We start from the raw sequence: 17467 nt of genomic DNA, 5'->3' as shown, positions 1-17467 counted from the left end.
CGCCAACCTCATGATCGACGCGGGTGGCCGGGTGGCCGGGTGGCCGGGTGGGTCAGGGGAGGCGGGAGGGGGAGAGGGGGGTGGGGTCCACGGGGGGTGGGGCGTCGACCGCCAGCGCGGCGAGCAGGGCGCCCGCCGCGGGCGAGGTCTGTACGCCGTAGCCGCCGAGCCCCGCCATCCAGAGGAAGCCCGGCGCGTCGGTCGCCGGGCCGATCACGGGCACGTCGTCCGGGGCGGCGGTCCGCAGCCCGGCCCAGGGCTGGTGGACGCGGCGGATCTCCAGTGTGGTCGCCGCCTGCACCCGCTCGGCGCCGATCGCCACGTCGAGGTCGTCGGGGCGCGCGTCGCCCGGCGGCACGGGAGTGGTGTCGCACGGGGAGACCAGCAGCCGTCCCGACTCCGGCTTGAAGTAGAAGCTGCTGTCGACGTCGCCGACCATCGGCCAGTCCGCCGCCGCGACGCCGGCCGGCGCGTCCACCAGGAAGGCGGTGCGTCGCAGCGGCGTCAACCCCAGCGGTCGTACGCCGGCCGCCGCCGCGACCTCGTCGGCCCAGGCACCCGCGGCGTTGACGACGACCCGGGCGGTGAACTCGCCGGCGTCCGTTGTCACCTGCCATCCGCCGCCGGCCCGCCGCAGCCGGCGCACCCGCGCGCCGCACACGACCCGGCCGCCGGCCGCCCGGACGCCCCGCAGGTACCCCTGGTGCAGCGCGGCGACGTCCAGGTCCCGTACGGCCGGCTTCACCATCGCCCGCCGGCACCACCCGGGGCGCACGACGGGGCAGTGCCGGGGCAGGTCGGCGACGTCGATCTCGCGGGCCGGCGGGTCCACCTCGGCCCCGTCGCGCAGCGCCGCCTCGAAGGCGTCCTCGCTGCCGGGCGGGCAGAGGGTGAGGACGCCGCGCGGGGTGAGCAGCGGGTGCTCGGTGAACCCCGGCGGCGGCGCGGTGAGGAAGCCCCGGCTGGCCCGGGTCAGGGCGCGCACCGCCGGTCCGCCGTAGTACTCGGAGTACGTGGCGGCCGAGCGGCCGGTGGAGTGGTGGCCCGGAACCTGCTCCATCTCCAGCAGCACCACGGTCCCGTACGCGGCGAGATGGTGTCCGGCGCTGGCGCCCGCGATGCCCCCGCCGATGACCAGGTAATCGATCATCGACTGAACGGTAGTCGGCGGACCCACCGGGGACAAGGGTCGACAAACATCGATCGTCGAGCCGCGATCCGGGCGTCCCTCCGGGAGCGGACCGTGTCACCCCCGGGAGCGGACCGCGCGGCCCGTCGGTGCGACGGGCCGCGCGGACAGCACGCCGGGAACGGGTGCCCGGCAGTTCGGACGTACGCCGGATCCGGTGCCCGGGCAGCTCGGCCGGGCACCGGCGTCCGACGCCGGCGTGGCTCAGGGGCCGCAGTAGAGCAGACGGTTCGGCGTGCCGCTGACCACGCCCGTGACGATGCCGGTCGTCGCCCTGCCGACCAGATGGGCCGTCACCTGGGCGGGGCTCCAGGTCGGGTTGGCCGAGAGGGCGAGCGCGGCGCAGCCGGCGACGTGCGCGGCGGCCATCGAGCCACCGCTGATGGTGGCCGCCGCCGCGTCACCGGTGTGCCAGGTGGAGGTGATGTTGGCGCCGGGGGCGAACAGGTCGATGCAGCTGCCGTGGTTGCCGCTCGGCATCCGGGCGTCGGTGCTGGTCGTGCCGGCCACGGTGAGCGCCGCCGCCACCCGCGCCGGGGAGTAGTTGCAGGCGTTGGCGTTCGAGCTGCCCGCCGTGACGGCGTAGGTCACCCCGGACGCGATCGACTGGTTCACCGCGGCGTCCAGCGCCGTGCTGGCGCCGCCGCCGAGCGCGAGGAGCGCCACCGCCGGCCGCACGGCGTTCGCGGTGACCCAGTCCACCCCGGCGATCACCTGGGAGAAGGTGCCGCTGCCGGCGCAGTTGAGCACCCGCACCGGCCGCAGCCGGACCTCCTTGGCCACCCCGTGCAGGGTGCCGCCGATGGTGCCGGCGAGGTGGGTGCCGTGGCCGTTGCAGTCGTCCGCCGGGCCGCCGTCGACGAGGTCGACGCCGCCGCCGGCCCGGACGCCGAAGTCGCCGTGCGTGCTCCGGATGCCCGTGTCGATGACGTACGCGTGCACGTTGTGCGCGGTGTTCGGGTAGGCGTACCGGCCGTCGAGCGGGAGATGGCGCTGGTCGATCCGGTCCAGGCCCCACGACGGCGGGTTGAGCTGCACGCCCGGCCCGACGAGGGTCACCACCCGGTCCCGTTCCACGTACGCCACGGCCGGGTCGGCGGCGAGCCGGCGGGCGGCCCGCTCCGGCAGGTGCGCCACGAATCCGCTGAGCGCGTGCCCGTAGACGCGGTCGACGGTGGCCCCGTAGCGGTCGGCCAGCCGGCTGGCGGCGTCCGTCACGGCGGCCCGCCGGTCGCCGGCGCGTCCGACCGCGTCGTCCCTGAGCACCACGACGTATCCGTCGGTCACCGCGCTCGCGGCGTCGGCGTGCAGGATGTCGCCGGTGGCCGGGGTCGCCGCCGCGGGGGTGCCCATCGCGGCGACGACCGTGGCGGCGGCGAGTACGCCCACCGCGCGGGCCCGCCATCGCCGGGTACGGGGAAGTGTCATCTGCCGGTCCTCCTCCTGTCGGCCCCGCGCCGGCTCGTGACCGGAAGCGGAGCAGCCTGGCCGTTGAGAGGAGGCTATCGGCTATATAGATCGATCTGAATGGCTGTCGGGTATCGGCTACTCGGCGAACCGGTAGAGCACGAAACCGTACGGGGAGTCCGCCCCGGCGTCCCCGCTCTGCCTACCGGCACCGCAGGCGATCACGCTGGTGTTCCACGAGCAGCTGTCGCTGCGTACGTCCTCCAGCTGGCCCAGCTCGGCCACCTCACCCGAGCCCACCGACATCCCGGCGACGCTGCGGTCGTCCTCGACCGAGCTGGGCGGGTCGGCGAGGAGCAGCAGGTTGCCCGCGTCGAGCCGGACCGCCACCCCGCCGCGCTCGGAGAGCACGGCGCGACCGTCGGGGCCGAACAGCGTGCCGGCCGACTCCGGGGAGGTCCGCCGGGCGAGCAGGTGCTCGCCGAGCGGCACCAGCAGGGTCGCCTCCGGCGCCTTCCACCGGCTCACCTTCTCCTCGGTGGCCGCCACGACCTCGGTGGTCTCGTCGTCGCCGCCGGTCACCTCCAGCAGGCACGCCCGCCGCTCGCCGCAGGGCACCAGCGCCTCCGGCCGGCGCTTGTCGTCCTCGGCCGTGTAGAGCACCTTCGGCTGGGCGTCACTCGTCAGGTCGTACGCGAGCAGCTGGTAACCGGCGTCGTCGCGGGCCACGTAGAGCCGGTCCTCGTGCGCCACCACCAGGTCGTCGTGGTCGGCCACCCCGGCCCGGGTACGGACGACCCGGCCGCTGCCCATGTCGATCAGCCGGACGGAGCGGTCCGCGCCCACCTGCACGATCCGGCTGACGTCGCCGCGCCATGGATCGCGCGGGGAGCCGTCGAGGAAGGCCGGGCCGCCCAGCGCCTTGTCGGTGGTGACCGGGTGGACGCTGGTGGGGGTGTTGTCGTACTCGTCGCGCGGGCTGGGCGCCGCCCAGATCTCTCCGCCGTCGCCCAGGCGCAGCCCGACGAGCCGCTTCCCGGCGCGGTCCACCTGCACCGCGACGCCCTCGCCGAAGAGGACGTCGTCGTTGCCCAGGATCGACCGGCGCCACCGCTGGTCGCCGGAGGCGCCGTCGAGCAGCACGAGGTCGCGGGGGGTGTCGTCGCCGATGGCGTCGGCGAAGACCGCGACCGCGCCGGGCAGGGCGACGATCCGCTTCCACCGCTCGGAGGAGGCCGCCGTCTGCTTGCGCCACTTCACGGCGCCGGTGCCGGCGTCGACCGCCACCACCTCCAGCCGCCCGTCGTCGAGCGGATAGCCGAGGTACGCCCGGTCGCCGAGGACCGCGGTGAACATGTCCGCCGGCCGCTGCGTGCCGGCGGGCACCCGGGTCAGCTGGTCGACGGTGCGGAACTCCAGGGCCGGGTAACGGTCCCGGGTCAGGTACAGCACCGCCGCGGTCGCCACGCCGGCCAGCGCGAGAACGGCGGCGAGCGAGATCCAGAGCGCCCGGCGTCGGGGGAGCGCCGCTCCACTCCGGCCGCCGCCGGTCGACGGCGACACCGGCGTCCCGGAGACGGGTACGCCCGACCACGCCCCCGCGGGACCGGCCGGGGGCACGCCCGGCGGTGCGTAGGGCGCCCCGCCTCCGGCCGGTGCGCCCGAGGCCGGGCCGGCGGCCGGCGCCCCCGGCGGTGCGTACGGTGTCGTGCCTCCGGCCGGTGCGCCCGACGACGGATGAGCTGCCGGCGCCCACGGCGGCGCGACCGGCGACGGGCCGGCGTCCGGCGGCGCGAACGCTGACGGGCCCGCGCCCGGCGGGGCGAACGGCGCGGCCGGTGACGGGGCGGCGGGCACGGTCGGGGCGGTCGGCGGGCCGGCGACCATGGTCGGCGCCAGCCCGGCGGGCAGGGCCGGCGTGACGCCCTCCGGTCCGGCGACGGCGGTCGGCGTGGGGGCCGGGCCGGCGGGCGCGGTCGGCGCGTTGCCGTCCTGGCCGCCGGCACCCCCGCCCGGTGCGGCCGGCCCGCGTGGCGGCCCGCCGGCGGATCCGGGCTGCGCCGGCAGGTCGGGCGGTGTCGAGGCGGCGGCCTGTGGTGCCGGCGCGGCGGGACCGGGCTGTGGTGCTCCGGCCGGTCGCGCCGGCCCGGCGGGCGCGGCGAAGGCGTCGGCGGACCGGGCCCGCCGGGGCAGGGGCAGGTCCGTCAGCGCCCCCTCGGCCACCGGCAGCTCCGGCTGCTCCAGCACGGTCGGGGCGACGCCCAACTCGGCGTGCAGCAGCCGGGCCACCATCGGCATCCGGGTGGCGCCACCCACCAGGAACAGGCCGGAGAGCTGCTGCGGGTCGAGGCCGGCCGCGCCGACCACCTCCCGGGTCACCGCCACCGCCCGGCCCAGCAGCGGCGCGGCCACCCGCTCCAGGTCGGCGCGGGTGAGCGTGACCGCCGCCTCCACCCCCGGTACGGCCACCGGCGCGGCCGTGACCCGCGACAGCATCTCCTTCGCGCCCCGCACGTTCTCCCAGAGCTCGTGCCGCTCCCGCCACTGCGTCGCGGACTCCGGGCGGGTCAGCCGCTCCCATCGCGCCGGGTGCGCCTCGGCGACCAGCTCGCCGAGCCGGCCCAGCAGGGCCGCGTCCAGGTCCAGGCCGCCGAGGTCGTCGGCGCCGCCAGCCGTGACGACCGTGAACCCGGAGTCACCCCACGGGTCGGCGCCCTCGTTGCGCAGCACCGCGACGTCCAGCGTCCCGGCGCCGAAGTCGAAGACCGCGATCGTCCCGCCCACCGGCACCGGACGGCGCAGCACCTGCGTGTAGTAGCGGGCGGCGGCCACCGGCTCGCGCAGCAGCCGGGTGCCGGGCGGCGTGGGACCGGAGAGCGTGTGCTCCGCCGCCGACGGCCAACCGGCCGCCGCCAGGGCGTCGGCCAGCACCTGGCGGCGGGCGGCGTCCCAGGTCGCCGGGCAGGTCAGCACGGCCGGGGGCAGGAACCCGACCGCCTCGACGGCGGCCCGGGCCACCGCGTGCAGCGTCGCGGCCAGCAGCTCGGCCGGCGGGTACCGGCGATCACCCAGCATGACCGCGGGCTCGTCGATGCGCCGCTTCGGGTTCGGCTCGTACCGGCCCGGATCGGTGCGGGCCAGCCGCTGGGCGTCCCGACCGGCGTGCAGCAGCCCGTCGGTGTCGGCGTACACGCCGGAGGGGATGATCGGCTGCCCGTCCACGAGCAGCGGGCGCGTGTGCCCGTCGGGCCGGCGCAGCACGGCGACGGTGTGGGACGTGCCGAGGTCGACGCCGAGGGCGTACCCCTCGTGCTGGCCTGCCATCTGCCGTTACCTCCGCGGGACGAGGGGATGCCCGGCCCCGCATCGTACGCAGCAGCCGCACCAGGGCCGATCGCGCCCTGACGCGCGGCTCAGGCCGCGCGGGCCGTCAGCCCACGATCAGGTCCAGGCCGGCGATCTCGTCGGGGTCCGCGACCACCTCGATGCCGAGGATCCGGTCGGTGACCACGAAGCTGAGCACCAGGCGGGTACGGCCGTCGACGACCACCACCGCTCCCGGCGCACCGTCGACGAACGCCGGCAGCGCCCCCTGCGCCTTGCCCGAGAAGAAGGCGGCCACCGTGGCCGAGCCGCGCGCCTCGCCGGCCCCGCCCAACCGGACGGCCGCGTCGTCGGAGCGCAGGACGACGTGCGGGTCGAGCAGGGTGAGCAGGTCGTCGAAGCGCCCCTCGCGGGACGCGGCGAGGAACGCCTCGACGGTCCCGCGCTGCCGGGCCCGGTCGGTCTCCGGCGCCGGCGACCCGTCCTGTACACGCCGGCGGGCCCGGCTGGCGATCTGCCGTACGGCGGCCGGGCTGCGGTCGACGACGGGCGCGAGTTCGTCGAAGGAGACCGCGAACATGTCGTGCAGCACGAACACCAGCCGTTCGGTGGGGCCGAGGGTCCGTAGCACCACGTCCAGCGCGCGCCCGACCGACTCCGTGAGCATCGCCTCCCGCTCGGGGTCGACCTCGCCGGCTCCGGACGTGGCCGACTCGTCGGTGACCACGTCGGTGGGTCGCTCGTGCCGCGCGGCGCTGGAGCCCAGCCGGTCGAGGCAGACCCGCCCGACGGTGGTGGTGAGCCAGCCCGGCAGGTTGTCGATGGCGTCGGCGTCGGCGCGGCTGAGCCGCAGCCAGGTGTCCTGTACCGCGTCGTCGGCCTCGGCTGCGGAGCCGAGCATCCGCCGGGCCACGGAACGCAGCCGGGGGCGCTGCTCCTCGAAGCGCTCGGCGAGCAGGTCGGTGTCGCTCACGGCATCGCCACCCCGGCGGTTGTCCCGTTCTGGCGTGGCCCGGGTCACATCTGTCACGTCGCTCCTCCGGCTGTCGACAGCAGGGTGAGGAACCAGGAGCGCTGCGACGGCGAAGGCCGGCAGCGTAACAGGAAGGACGATGCGACATGTCCATGCAGGCCCGTATGCAGAACCCCGCGACGCTGCTCCCCGACACGGTGAAGGCGATCAATCTGCTCTACAAGGCGGCCCACTCGGCCGGCGTCCCCGGGAGCACCCTGGAACTGGTCCACCTGCGGGCCAGCCAGATCAACGGGTGCAGCGCGTGCGTCGATTCCGGCGCCCGCAACGCCCGGAAGGCGGGGGAGACCGAGGAGCGGCTGTTCGCGCTGGCCGCCTGGCGGGAGACGCCGTACTTCACCGACGCGGAGCGGGCCGCGCTCGCGCTCGCCGAGGCCGCCACCCGCCTCGCCGACCGGGCCGACCCCGTGCCCGACGAGGTGTGGGACGAGGCCGCCCGGCACTTCGAGGAGAAGGAACTGGCCGCGCTGGTGCTCTGGCTCGCCACCACCAACTTCTTCAACCGGTTGAACGCCACCACCCGCCAGCCCGCCCCGCAGAACTGGGGCTGAGCGGCGTCCGACCCGGGCGTGCGGCGTACGCCGCCGTACGCCCGGGGTCGCCGCCTACGGCAACGGGCGTTCAGACGGTGTGCACCAGCCGGAAGCGCTCCAGCAGCACCTCGGTGTCGTCGTCGACGGTGAAGCCCGGGTCGCCCAGTTCCGCGCGCACCTCCGCGCTGTGCCAGAACGTCTCGTGCCCGGCCCGCCACTGCGCCACGGACCCGTACCCCTCGCCCTCGTCGAGGGCGTGTTGCAGGTCGACGTCGCCGAGCCGGACCACCCGCACGTCGGTCGTCTCGATCACCGCGACCCGCCGGCCCGCCGAGTCGACCACCGCCGATCGCTGCCCGACCTCGGGCAGCGGCTCGTCCGTCCGCTCGTAGCCGAGCACGAGGCTGGACGTCGAGGTCTTCGCGCCGGACAGGATCGCGGCCACCAGGCTGTCCCGCAGCGGTCCCGGAAACGCGAACTCCGCAAGCGGAAGATCATCAAGCTCCACGCCGAAAGACTACCCACGTCGCACGGCGGTCGCCTTCCGATCGTCGTGGCGCCGCTCGCCGACCAGTACCCGAGGACTCACCTGGCGGTGGTGCGGCATCGGGCTGCGCAAGTCACGCTGCGCTGGCTCACTTCCACGGATGGCCCGTGACCGACCACGAGGCCGCGCATCCGGGTCTGAGGAGATTACCTCCGGCTGGGCTGGCGCGAGAGCGGCCAGGCGCGGCGACGACGACGCTGGCCTGGGCCGGAGTCTGTGGATCGGCACGGGCAACCATGGACGTCGTTCGAGCCATAAGATCACCGGCACTGCGGCACCGGGGCAGCAGGGACGCATCCCGGCACGACACCGGGGAGGAAAGACAAAGCGCGGGGTTGTGCGACGCCGCGCCAACGGGGGAGGTACGGGTGAAGCATCCACTGAAGGTGTTGACCGCTGCCGCGGTGCTCGTGGCGACGGTGGCGGTGCCGGCGGCGCCGGCCGCCGCGGGCGGCACGGGCTGGTGGGCCATGTCCGGCTACCTGGTCAGCAACAGCGGATTCAATCCCAACGAGTCGAGGGTGACGGTCCCGACCGTCCCGAACCTCGAGCTCGCGTACACCGGCACCCCGGCCCGGACCGGCCAGCGTGCACCGGTCGTCGCCGACGGACTCGTGTACACGCAGGATGACACTGGTGTCACGGCCACCGACGAGGAGACCGGCGCGCAGAGGTGGCGCTTCGAGCCGGACCCGGAGAGGTTCCGCTGGCCTTCGCAGATCGTCCACACGGCAGGCCAGATCGTCTTGGCGGTGAACGACAGCCCCGCCATGCCTGGCGCCGATTCCAGCCAGATCTTCGTGCTCAACGCTATGACCGGGACGGTGGTCCGGGACTTCGACGACGAGGGCTGGGTTACGCAGATCCTCGTCGACCGGGGCGTCGTCGTGGTCTCCGGCGAAAGCCGCTACAGCATTGACACGCGCGCCTACCGCATCGCCGACGGACAGCTGCTGTGGCAGCGCAACCAGTACATGCAACAGCCGGTCTCGGCGAACGGTCGCGTCGTTGTCTCCGGAACCGGAACTAGTGGCGGACCCCTGACGAGCAGCATCGTCGACATCGTCACCGGCAGGATCATCCACACCACTGAGAACCGTGAGTACCGGCCGCTCGCGGCCGACGAAGCGGGGACCAGGTTCTACGTCGGGTGGGGGCACAGCCTGCAGGTCCTCGACGCGACGACCGGCACCCTGACCTGGCTCGCGTCGAACCTGTACCCGAGGTTCGTGGTGGTCACCCCGACCAGGCTGTACGTCACCTCCACCGGGGGCACCGTCTCCGCGGTGAACCGCAGTACCGGCGCCACGATCTGGAGCCGGAGCATTCCGGAGAGCCAGCACCAGCGGGCGATCATCGCGGGTGGTGTCTTGTACGTCACCGCCAAGAGCGACCGGGTGTACACCCTGAACCCGGTCGACGGTGCCCCGCTGAAAGCGCCAGCGTTCACCGGCGCGGTCGACCAGCTCGTGGTCACCTACGGCAGGGTGTATGTCACCGACGGCACGAAGCTGACCGTCTACAGCCTCTAGCCCCGGTCATGACGGCTGTCGGGCGGCCCTGATCACCAGCACGCCGACAGGCGGGAGCGGGAGATCGCCGCCGCCACCACGCGAACCCGCTTCGGTCGGCACGGCCGGCGCTGTTCGATGGGGCGCGCCAGCCGATCGACGACTACTACCAGAGCGCAGCTGAGTGCCTGAACAAGTAAGGGTTTCAGGTCGATGCCGATCCCGGTCCGCCTGACATTCCGGGGCCACGTGCACTTCCGGCTCCTGTGTCACGATCTCCGCTGTGCGTCTTTCGATCGGCCTGCTCGTTGCATCCGTCGCGGCTGGTCTGCTTTCGGTTGCGGCGGCGCTGCTCGCCATGCCGGCCGCGTCGCTGCGGTTCGGCCTGGTCATGCTGCTCGCACTGCTCGGCTACGCCCTGGTCGACCGAGGCGCACGCCGCGTGAGGTGGATCGTTGCCGCCGGTGTCGGGCTACTTGCCGTGGTGGCGGTGAGGCTGCTGGGGTACCAGGAGCAGGCCGATGAAGCAGGCTGGCTGACGTACGGCCAAGGGGTGGCGAAGACGTCCGAGTTGGCGCGCTGGCGGGCGACGATTGAGCGGGAAAGGCTCACCGCGCTGGGTCTGCTGCTTGGCGTCCTCTGTCTCGCGGCCGGCGTGTTGGCGCTACCGTCGCGTGGCAGACGGCGGGGTGTGGCGACGACAGTCCTCGCACTGCTGGTGCTCGTCTGGTTCGGGCTGAACTCCGCGCGGGATCTCGGCCGCTATCCGTTGCTCGACCTGCTCGCGATGGTGTGGCCGGCGCTGCTCGCTGCCCTCGTGGCCGTGGGGGCGCTCGCTCTGTCGGGGCGGCGCGCCGACAGGCGCGGGCTGCTCCCGCTGGGGATGTTCCTGCTGTGCCTCACAGCGGCTCGCGTCTGCTTGGATCTCGCCACGGCATGGTCAGGCTGGTGGGTCGTGGCCGAACCTCCCGACGCCGCCTTTCTGCACCCAGGAATGAGGGTGAGCACCTCGACGGAGGGCTTTCCCCAGATGTCGTCCGCCATGGAGGCGGTAATCGCGCTCGCCGGCATGGGACTGGTGGTCGTCGGCGCTCTGCGCAGCTCTCGCGAGGCTGATGCTGCCTAGGTTGTGGCCTGGAAGGTGGCTCGTGTCGTCCGAGTCCTGGAACGAGAGCGGCCCAGGCTCGGCGAGAACGCCGCTGACCTGGGCCATTTTCGTGGAGCGGGCGACGGGAATCGAACCCGCACCGTCAGTTTGGAAGACTGAAGCTCTGCCATTGAGCTACGCCCGCATGCGCCCCGGTGGTTGCGGGCGCGCCGACAGCGTACCCAATGACCCGTGCGGCCCGCTCGGCCGTGTCCCGGCGGGTCGCGGCGACCCGCCGGGAGCGCCCGGATGCCCGGTTGGTCCCCCTTCGGCGCGTTGAGGGACGCCCCGGCACGTCCGGCGCGTCGCGACGGCATACACTGCTGGTCGCCACGGGGTGTGGCGCAGCTTGGTAGCGCACTCGCTTTGGGAGCGAGGGGCCGTGGGTTCAAATCCCGCCACCCCGACTGTCGTCCGCGGCCGGCCGCCGGGGTCGCCCTCCGCGCGGTGCCCGGCCGCTGCCGGTGCGTCCGGCCGGCTCGCCTACACTCGATGGGCTTATCACGCCCAGACTAAAACCGAGATCCGTCAAGGAGTACGCCTGTGAAGAGCACCGTCGAGACTCTGAGCCCGACGCGCGTGCGGCTCGCCATCGAGGTGCCGTTCGTCGAGCTCGAGCCGAGCCTCAGGAAGGCGTACCGGGAGATCGGGCAGCAGGTCCAGGTGCCCGGCTTCCGCAAGGGCAAGGTTCCGGCGGCCGTGATCGACCAGCGGGTCGGCCGGGGCACCGTCCTCAACGAGGCGGTGCAGGAGGCCATCCCGCAGAACATCCTCGCCGCCGTCCGCGAGCACGACCTGAAGACGCTCGGCCGCCCCGAGGTCGAGATCACCGAGTTCAACGACGGTGACTCGCTGAACTTCACCGCCGAGGTCGACGTCCGCCCGGAGATCACCCTGCCGGACCCGGCCACCATCGAGGTGACCGTCGACGAGCTGCAGATCGACGACAGCGAGATCGACGAGCAGGTGAAGAGCCTGCGCGAGCGGTTCGCCACCCTGAAGACCGTCGAGCGGGCCGCTCAGGAGGGCGACTACGTCCAGATCGACCTGAACGCGACCGTCGACGGCGAGGACGTGCCGGGCGGCTCCGCCAGCAACATCTCCCACGAGGTCGGCAGCAAGCAGCTCCTCCCGGGCCTGGACGAGGCCGTCGTCGGCCTGGCCGCCGGCGAGAACACCAGCTTCACCACCCAGCTCGTCGGCGGCGACTTCGCCGGCCGCGACGCCGAGGTGGCGGTGACCGTCCGCACGGTCAAGGAGAAGGAGCTGCCGGAGCTCAACGACGAGTTCGCCCAGATGGCGAGCGAGTTCGACACCATCGAGGAGCTGCGCGGCGACCTGCGCGAGCGGGTCACCCGGGGCAAGCGGGTCGAGCAGATCTACGCCGCCCGGGACAAGGCGCTGGAGCAGATGGTGGCCGCCGCCGAGGTGCCGGCGCCGGAGGGCGTCATCCGCGAGGAGGTCGAGAACCGCAAGCAGGCGATGATCGACCAGCTCGAGCGGATCGGCGCCTCCCTGGAGGAGTACCTCGCGGCCGAGGAGAAGACCGAGGAGCAGATCGACGCCGAGCTGACCGAGGCGGCGACCGAGGGCGTCAAGGTCCAGCTGCTGCTGGACACCCTGGCCGACGCCGAGGACGTGCAGGTCTCCGACGACGAGTTCGGCCACGAGATCGTGCACCGGGCCCAGCGCGCCGGGATGGCTCCGCAGCAGTACTACGACCAGCTGGTCCGCTCGGGCGCGGCCGGTGCCGTCTTCGGTGACGTGCGGCGGGGCAAGGCCCTGGCCTCGGTCATGGAGCGCATCAAGATCAAGGACTCGGCGGGCAACGAGGTCACCCTCGACGCGCTGCGCGCCGAGAGCGAGGCCGAGCACAACCACGAGCACTGACGGTGCGGGGAGGCCGCCGTCCGCCGTCTGCGGCGGACGGCGGCCGATTCCCTTTTCGGGTACGCCTCGGCGGTGCTGCGCTGATAGCGAACACTGCCCGGACCGGCGCTCTGCCATCCGGCTGAGCGGTTAGTGTCGGGTAGGACGGTACGGAGAGCGAAGGGCTGCCATGACCGACATGCACATCCAAGCGAAGCCGCTCCGGGCGATCGATGCCCGCGGTGGCGACACCATTGGCAACCTCGACGACTCGGTCTACAACCGGTTGCTCAAGGAACGCATCATCTTCCTGGGCAGCGAGGTGACCGACCAGGTCGCCAACCGCATCTGCGCGCAGCTCCTGCTGCTCGCCGCGGAGGACCCGGACCGCGACATCAACCTCTGGATCAACTCGCCGGGCGGTTCGGTCTACTCCGGCATGGCGATCTACGACACCATGCAGTTCATCGACAACGACGTCTCGACCGTGGCGATGGGCATGGCGGCGTCCATGGGTCAGCTGCTGCTCTGCGCCGGCACCAAGGGCAAGCGCTACGCCCTGCCGCACGCGCGGATCATGATGCACCAGCCCTCCGGCGGTCTGGGCGGCACCGCGTCCGACATCGCCATCCAGGCGGAGCAGATGCTCTACACCAAGCGGATGTTCCAGGAGCGGGTCGCGCACCACACCGGCCAGAGCCAGGCGCAGATCGAGGCGGACTCCGACCGCGACCGCTGGTTCACCGCCCAGGAGGCCCTGGACTACGGCTTCATCGACAAGGTGATCATCGGGGCCGCGCAGGTTCCGGATGGCGCCGGGACCCTGAGCTGAGGAGCTGACGATGACCGACCTGAGCCTGCCGCCCCAGTTCGCGGCCGTGCACAACCGCTACGTCCTGCCGTCGTTCGTCGAGCGCACGTCGTACGGGGTCAAGGAATCCAACCCCTACAACAAGCTCTTCGAGGACCGGATCATCTTCCTCGGCGTCCAGGTCGACGACGCGTCGGCCAACGACGTGATGGCGCAGCTGCTGACGCTCGAGGGCACCGACCCGGACCGCGACATCATCATGTACATCAACTCGCCCGGTGGTTCGTTCACCGCCATGACGGCGATCTACGACACCATGCAGTACGTCCGGCCGGACATCTCGACGGTCTGCCTCGGCCAGGCCGCCAGCGCGGCGGCCGTGCTGCTGGCCGCCGGCACCCCGGGCAAGCGGATGGCGCTGCCGAACTCGCGGATCATCATCCACCAGCCGGCCACCGAGGGCGGCTACGGGCAGGGCTCGGACATCGAGATCCAGGCCCGGGAGATCCTGCGGATGCGTACGCAGCTCGAGGAGATGCTCTCCCGGCACTGCAACCAGCCGATCGAGAAGGTCCGCAAGGACATCGACCGTGACAAGATCATGACGGCCGAGGAGTCCAAGGAGTACGGGCTGGTGGACACCATCCTCACCAGCCGCAAGAAGGGCCTGCTGGCGGCCAACGCCGCCAGCTGAAACGCTCGGGTCGCGGTCGGCCGGGAGTGCGCTCCCGGCCGACCGTCTGACACACCCGTTTTGGGGGTCGGAGAAACCTCCGCCAGCGGGTAACGTCGGGTTGTGCCGCTCCACCGGTCCGCCGGCGGGGTGAACGAGCGGGGTGAAACGAGGCGGACGCTTCCACGTCCGCAGGCGAGGGCCGGGTCTCCGGCCGACGAGTGCAGGGAGAACGTAGGTGGCACGGATCGGTGACGGCGGCGACCTACTGAAATGCTCGTTCTGCGGTAAGTCGCAGAAGCAGGTCAAGAAGCTCATCGCAGGGCCCGGGGTCTACATCTGCGACGAGTGCATCGATCTCTGTAACGAGATCATCGAGGAGGAGCTGGCCGAGTCCGGCGAGGTGAAGTGGGAAGAGCTTCCCAAGCCGATGGAGATCTGCCAGTTCCTCGACACCTACGTCGTCGGGCAGGACCAGGCCAAGAAGGCGCTCGCCGTCGCGGTCTACAACCACTACAAGCGGATCCAGGCCGAGGCGGCCGGCGCGCCGGGCTCCGGCAGTGACGCCGTCGAGCTGGCCAAGTCCAACATCCTGCTGCTCGGCCCGACGGGATGCGGCAAGACCCACCTGGCGCAGACCCTGGCCCGGATGTTGAACGTGCCCTTCGCCATCGCCGACGCCACCGCGCTCACGGAGGCCGGCTACGTCGGCGAGGACGTGGAGAACATCCTCCTCAAGCTGATCCAGGCCGCCGACTACGACATCAAGCGCGCCGAGACCGGCATCATCTACATCGACGAGGTCGACAAGATCGCCCGTAAGTCGGAGAACCCGTCGATCACGCGGGACGTCTCCGGCGAGGGCGTCCAGCAGGCGCTGCTGAAGATGCTGGAAGGCACGGTGGCGAACGTGCCGCCGCAGGGCGGGCGCAAGCACCCCCACCAGGAGTTCATCCAGATCGACACCACCAACGTGCTGTTCATCTGCGGTGGCGCCTTCGCCGGTCTCGACCAGATCATCGAGGCCCGCACCGGTCACGGCGGCACGGGCTTCGGCGCCCGGCTCCGGTCGGTCTCCGAGCGGTCGACCGACGACATCTTCAGCCAGGTCATGCCGGAGGACATGCTGAAGTTCGGGCTGATCCCCGAGTTCATCGGCCGGCTCCCGGTGATCACCAACGTGCGTAGCCTCGACCGCACCGCCCTGGTGCGCATCCTCACCGAGCCGCGCAACGCCCTGGTCCGGCAGTACCAGCGCCTCTTCGAGCTCGACGGCGTCGAGCTGGAGTTCGAGCCGCCGGCCCTGGAGGCGATCGCCGACCAGGCGATGCTGCGCGGCACCGGCGCCCGCGGCCTGCGGGCGATCATGGAAGAGGTCCTGCTCTCCGTGATGTACGAGGTGCCGAGCAACCCCGACGCCGCCCGGGTGCTGATCACCCGGGAGGTGGTGCTCGAGAACGTCAACCCGACGATCGTGCCCCGCGAGTTCACCGGCCGGCGTGCCCGGCGGGACCGCGAGGAGAAGTCGGCCTGATCCACCGTCGCCGCGCCCGACCGCTCCGGTCGGGCGCGGTGCCGTCTGGGTGGTCGCGATGTCCGCCGCGTCGACGCTGCACGACTCCGGGAACTTGACGCCGTCCGCCCCGATCCGTCCGGCGCCGGAGGCTCGACCCCCGTGACCCGGGAGCCCCGCCAACGCCCTTCGACGCTGTCGCCGCGCCCGCTCCGGTCGTACGCTGATCCCATGCGCGTCGCCGTCTGCCAGCTCAACTCCCGGGAAGACCGTAAGGCGAACCTCGCGGCTGCCGAGACCCTGCTGGAACGCGCGGCGGCGGCCGGCGCGGACCTGGCGCTCCTGCCCGAGTGCGTCGACTACCTCGGTCCCACCGCGGGCCTCCCCGAACCGGAGCCGGTCGACGGCGAGGTCGGCCAGTTCTTCGCCGGCGTCGCCCGGCGACTGGGCATCTGGCTGATCGCCGGATCGATCCGTGAGCGCGGGCCGGACCCGGCCCGCACCTGGAACACCTCCCTGGTCTTCGACCGCTCCGGCACGCTCGCCGCCAGCTACCGCAAGATCCATCTGTACGACGTGGAGATCCCCGGCCGGGTCTCCTACCTGGAGTCGGCGACGGTGGCCCCGGGCGACCAGCCGGTGGTCGTCGACGTCGAGGGTCTTCGCGTCGGCCTGTCGATCTGCTACGACCTCCGGTTCCCGGAGCTGTACCGGCGGCTCGTGGTCGAGGGCGGGGCCCAGTTGCTCGTGGTGCCGGCGGCCTTCATGGTCCACACGGGTCGGGATCACTGGGAGGTGCTGCTCCGCGCGCGGGCGATCGAGAACCAGTGTTTCGTCGCCGCGGCGGGGCAGACCGGCGACCACGAGCCGAGCCGGACCTGTTACGGGCGCAGCATGGTGGTCGACCCGTGGGGGACGGTGCTCACCCAGGTGCCCGACGGCCCGGGCCTGGCGGTCGCCGACCTCGACCTCGACCGGCTGCGGACCATCCGCGCCGAGCTGCCGAGCCTGGCGAACCGCCGCCTCTGACGCTCACCCCTGAAGCAGTACGCCGAGCACGGCGAAGCCGGCGATCGCGGCGGCCGTGACCAGGAGTGCCGTCGTCATGCGGGAGCGACCCCGGCGGGCCAGCCGAGCCACCGAGACCAGGACGACGAAGACCACGAAGGCGCCGATGACCAGCTGCCAGAACGGCAGCAGCAGTCCCGTCAGCGCGTCCTCGGCGAGCACGGTCACCCGGGTGCGCGGGAGGTCAGCCATGACAGACACTCTGGCACGGCGGGGCCGCCTTCGGACCCCACGCGGTCATCACGAATGCGCGACCGCCGCGGAGCCGCCCGGCACGTCCTCGCCGTCGACGGTCGCGTTCAGGTCGATCTGGACGTAGCCGGCGGCCGTTCCGGGGCACGCAGTGACAGACGCCGATTTGCCTTCTCCGGGCGGGCGGCGTAACTTTCTCTCTGCACGCGGGAGGCCGGACAAACCGGCCGACAACGGCACCAGGCTCGTGGCGGAGACGCCGAACGAGGCTGAGGATCCGGGCGGTGCGAGGACACTCCAAGACGGGGTTGCGATCGCGAGGCCGACCGGGTAGAGTTCGAAAGCCGGCAGGAGCCGGGCGGATGGCCACGGAGTGGCAATCGGCCGGTCTGCGGTTTCCCACGACAGCAACGACCGCCGTGATACGGCGAGCGTCATCGTGGACCCGGAGCGCTTTCCTGGATCACCTCAAACGCGAGGTTGACGGCGGGAAGTGAACCAAGTAAGTTAGAGGAGTTGCCCCAAGCGGGTTCCCACGATGTGGGACGCCTGAGTGGTGTGTGGTTGTTCTTTGAGAACTCAACAGGGTGCTTGATAAGCCAGTGCCAAATTGATTTATACCCCGGACTGGTCAGGCTTCGGTTTGGCTG

General features: G+C 72.4%; 14 protein-coding genes and 2 tRNA genes. 9 read left to right on the top strand and 7 right to left on the bottom strand.

Going from position 1 to position 17467, the window contains the following annotated elements:
* Nucleotides 1–52 precede the first annotated feature (52 nt).
* The 4 genes from AB0883_RS30145 to AB0883_RS30130 form a co-directional block, all read right to left on the bottom strand.
* Nucleotides 53–1150 carry an FAD-binding oxidoreductase gene (locus tag AB0883_RS30145; RefSeq protein WP_366644665.1) on the bottom strand — a complete coding sequence of 366 codons (1098 nt, stop codon included), beginning with the start codon at nucleotides 1148–1150 and terminating at the stop codon, nucleotides 53–55.
* Between the two features lie 243 nt (nucleotides 1151–1393).
* Nucleotides 1394–2617, bottom strand: a complete 1224-nt coding sequence (locus AB0883_RS30140) for a S8 family peptidase (RefSeq protein WP_366644664.1) — start codon at nucleotides 2615–2617, stop codon at nucleotides 1394–1396.
* Nucleotides 2618–2734: 117 nt separating this feature from the next.
* Complete coding sequence (locus AB0883_RS30135; protein WP_366644663.1) at nucleotides 2735–5920, bottom strand: Hsp70 family protein; 3186 nt, start codon at nucleotides 5918–5920, stop codon at nucleotides 2735–2737.
* Nucleotides 5921–6026: 106 nt separating this feature from the next.
* Nucleotides 6027–6893: a sigma-70 family RNA polymerase sigma factor gene (locus AB0883_RS30130; protein ID WP_366644662.1), complete on the bottom strand. Its 867-nt coding sequence runs from the start codon at nucleotides 6891–6893 to the stop codon at nucleotides 6027–6029.
* 152 nt (nucleotides 6894–7045) lie between these two features.
* Between AB0883_RS30130 and AB0883_RS30125 the strand changes: the two genes are divergently transcribed.
* Entirely contained in the window at nucleotides 7046–7504 is a 459-nt protein-coding gene (locus AB0883_RS30125; protein WP_366644685.1) for a carboxymuconolactone decarboxylase family protein, read from the top strand.
* A 70-nt stretch (nucleotides 7505–7574) separates the two neighbouring features.
* On the opposite strand, the gene AB0883_RS30120 is transcribed toward AB0883_RS30125, so the two are convergent.
* Nucleotides 7575–7994 (bottom strand): ASCH domain-containing protein, encoded by a 420-nt coding sequence (locus AB0883_RS30120; protein WP_366644661.1) that lies wholly within the window; start codon nucleotides 7992–7994, stop codon nucleotides 7575–7577.
* 407 nt (nucleotides 7995–8401) lie between these two features.
* On the opposite strand from AB0883_RS30120, the gene AB0883_RS30115 reads away from it, so the two are divergent.
* Nucleotides 8402–9565 carry a PQQ-binding-like beta-propeller repeat protein gene (locus AB0883_RS30115; protein WP_366644660.1) on the top strand — a complete coding sequence of 388 codons (1164 nt, stop codon included), beginning with the start codon at nucleotides 8402–8404 and terminating at the stop codon, nucleotides 9563–9565.
* A 262-nt stretch (nucleotides 9566–9827) separates the two neighbouring features.
* Entirely contained in the window at nucleotides 9828–10670 is an 843-nt protein-coding gene (locus tag AB0883_RS30110) for an aminopeptidase (protein ID WP_366644659.1), read from the top strand.
* Between the two features lie 92 nt (nucleotides 10671–10762).
* Here AB0883_RS30110 and AB0883_RS30105 read toward each other — a convergent pair.
* Nucleotides 10763–10836 (bottom strand) — tRNA-Gly (locus AB0883_RS30105).
* Nucleotides 10837–11024: 188 nt separating this feature from the next.
* On the opposite strand from AB0883_RS30105, the gene AB0883_RS30100 reads away from it, so the two are divergent.
* The 6 genes from AB0883_RS30100 (at nucleotide 11025) to AB0883_RS30075 (ending at nucleotide 16586) form a co-directional block, all read left to right on the top strand.
* A tRNA-Pro gene (locus tag AB0883_RS30100) sits at nucleotides 11025–11098 on the top strand.
* Nucleotides 11099–11234: 136 nt separating this feature from the next.
* Nucleotides 11235–12581: a trigger factor gene (gene tig / locus AB0883_RS30095; protein WP_121399380.1), complete on the top strand. Its 1347-nt coding sequence runs from the start codon at nucleotides 11235–11237 to the stop codon at nucleotides 12579–12581.
* Nucleotides 12582–12750: 169 nt separating this feature from the next.
* The gene (locus AB0883_RS30090) at nucleotides 12751–13392 is read left to right on the top strand and encodes an ATP-dependent Clp protease proteolytic subunit (RefSeq protein WP_091628855.1); all 642 of its coding nucleotides are present in this window, start codon (nucleotides 12751–12753) and stop codon (nucleotides 13390–13392) included.
* A 10-nt stretch (nucleotides 13393–13402) separates the two neighbouring features.
* A complete protein-coding gene (locus AB0883_RS30085; protein ID WP_121399379.1) occupies nucleotides 13403–14065 on the top strand; it encodes an ATP-dependent Clp protease proteolytic subunit in 663 nt (220 codons plus the stop codon).
* Nucleotides 14066–14282: 217 nt separating this feature from the next.
* Nucleotides 14283–15578, top strand: coding sequence for an ATP-dependent Clp protease ATP-binding subunit ClpX (clpX, locus tag AB0883_RS30080; protein WP_132239237.1), 1296 nt, complete (start codon nucleotides 14283–14285; stop codon nucleotides 15576–15578).
* Nucleotides 15579–15788: 210 nt separating this feature from the next.
* The gene (locus AB0883_RS30075; RefSeq protein WP_366644658.1) at nucleotides 15789–16586 is read left to right on the top strand and encodes a carbon-nitrogen hydrolase family protein; all 798 of its coding nucleotides are present in this window, start codon (nucleotides 15789–15791) and stop codon (nucleotides 16584–16586) included.
* A gap of 3 nt (nucleotides 16587–16589) precedes the next feature.
* Here the strand turns inward: AB0883_RS30075 and AB0883_RS30070 are convergent, their stop codons facing one another.
* A complete protein-coding gene (locus tag AB0883_RS30070) occupies nucleotides 16590–16817 on the bottom strand; it encodes a hypothetical protein (RefSeq protein WP_121399376.1) in 228 nt (75 codons plus the stop codon).
* Between the last annotated feature and the right edge of the window lie 650 nt (nucleotides 16818–17467).

The sequence above is a fragment of the Micromonospora sp. NPDC047812 genome (genome assembly GCF_040704175.1).
Classification (GTDB): Bacteria; Actinomycetota; Actinomycetes; order Mycobacteriales; family Micromonosporaceae; genus Micromonospora.
Note: the sequence above shows the minus strand (reverse complement) of the source record. Positions and strands in the feature narration are given on the sequence as shown.

What these genes read in the sequence shown, in the direction of transcription:
- AB0883_RS30145 (WP_366644665.1), bottom strand. Translation starts at nt 1,150, where the DNA reads ATGATCGATTACCTGGTCATCGGCGGGGGCATCGCGGGCGCCAGCGCC.
- AB0883_RS30140 (WP_366644664.1), bottom strand. Translation starts at nt 2,617, where the DNA reads ATGACACTTCCCCGTACCCGGCGATGGCGGGCCCGCGCGGTGGGCGTA.
- AB0883_RS30135 (WP_366644663.1), bottom strand. Translation starts at nt 5,920, where the DNA reads ATGGCAGGCCAGCACGAGGGGTACGCCCTCGGCGTCGACCTCGGCACG.
- AB0883_RS30125 (WP_366644685.1), top strand. Translation starts at nt 7,046, where the DNA reads ATGCAGGCCCGTATGCAGAACCCCGCGACGCTGCTCCCCGACACGGTG.
- AB0883_RS30090 (WP_091628855.1), top strand. Translation starts at nt 12,751, where the DNA reads ATGACCGACATGCACATCCAAGCGAAGCCGCTCCGGGCGATCGATGCC.
- AB0883_RS30085 (WP_121399379.1), top strand. Translation starts at nt 13,403, where the DNA reads ATGACCGACCTGAGCCTGCCGCCCCAGTTCGCGGCCGTGCACAACCGC.
- AB0883_RS30075 (WP_366644658.1), top strand. Translation starts at nt 15,789, where the DNA reads ATGCGCGTCGCCGTCTGCCAGCTCAACTCCCGGGAAGACCGTAAGGCG.
- AB0883_RS30070 (WP_121399376.1), bottom strand. Translation starts at nt 16,817, where the DNA reads ATGGCTGACCTCCCGCGCACCCGGGTGACCGTGCTCGCCGAGGACGCG.